Source organism: Pseudobutyrivibrio sp. JW11, from assembly GCF_900115355.1.
GTDB classification, from domain to species: Bacteria; Bacillota; Clostridia; order Lachnospirales; family Lachnospiraceae; genus Pseudobutyrivibrio; species Pseudobutyrivibrio ruminis.
The window spans coordinates 1-1,332 of sequence record NZ_FOWB01000034.1; the positions used below are offsets into that span (position 1 = coordinate 1).

The window sequence follows — 1,332 nt, forward strand, 5'->3', positions numbered from 1 at the left end:
ATGCTTGAATTATAGGTATTTTTTCTTCCTTTATAACCTCAAATCAAGAGCAAAATTGCATGAACAGTCATTGTATCTGGTACTGAATAGCTAATTTTAGGTACACTTCATAAAGCATCCTGATTTTTCTTTATGAAGGCGTTTATTCCTCTGTTAGCTATGATAGTGAACCTTCCGTGTCTATAGGGATCGTGTCCCAACTTCCTTCGTCCCACCTGTTCATACACTGAGTGCCAGCCAAGCTATTTACCAGGGTCTATGCCCCACGGAGAAAACTCCTGCCAGCTACAGCTCTTGTTTGTCTTTGATTAATACCGACCTTCCTCACTCCTATAGGTACTGAAGTTCATTAATTCAGTGGACGCACACCTGCAGTCGTTTTAGTTGGTCTACTTTTTAATGTAGTGGATTCACCACTTCATTGTTAACGGGTTTCCTTTTCCAGAACCCTACTGAAGCTCAGTACGTGCTGAACCTCGGCAAGGTTCTGGATTAAGATGCTATCTTATTTCTTATGCTGCAAGTAATTCTTCATTCGGTCTCTTGATATCTGAAAGAAGCTTCTTCGGATCATAAGTCGTCCCCTTCGTCAGAATCGCGTAAATCACTCTGAGAATCTTACATGCAATAACAATTAGTGACTGCATCTTTTTCAGCGGATTATCATTTCTGGTTGTATAGTACACATGTAACTCTTTAAATTCTGGCGAATGTACCACTGCAGACTTTGCAGCCTGAAACAGCCAGTATCTTAAGCGTTTGCGTCCTCTATGACTTATCTTGGTCTCACCTTTATGTTTGCCTGAACTACACGCCACAAGACCTAATCCACTTAACTTTTGAATTTCTTTAACATCATCAAATCTTGATATATCACCCATTTCAGCGATAATTCCAGATATGATATTTTTTCCTATGCCTGAAATATCTAGTATATTTTCGGCATAAGGAATTTCCTTGCATTTCTGCTCAAGAAGCTCATTTACTTCCTTGATTTTTGCAGTAAGCTCTGAAACCTCACTGGCAAACCATTCAACAGCAATCTTAGCTGATTTGCTGCCATCTTTGAGGCCTATGCTCCCCTGAGCCTTACTATAAATGTTATCAGCTCCTGCATAGCCCTTTCCAACGAGCTTCTGTGCATGCCAAACGTCCTTAATCCCCTCTATACCTGCGGCACATAGGTCTTCAGGAAACGGCATCCTCTTTAATAATTCTATACAAAACGGTCCATCAAATTTTCCAAATGCGTCCTTATACTCTGGAAAATAAATCTTCATTTCTCGATGGAGTCTGTTTATACAGCGTATTCTGTCTTCATTCAACTGGTCT

General features: G+C 40.2%; 1 protein-coding gene. It reads right to left on the bottom strand.

All coding sequences use genetic code 11. The features are described 5' to 3' along the window. Positions 1-512: 512 nt before the first annotated feature. On the bottom strand, positions 513-1,332 hold an 820-nt coding region (locus tag BM102_RS14140; protein ID WP_143085505.1), incomplete at its 5' end, for a transposase.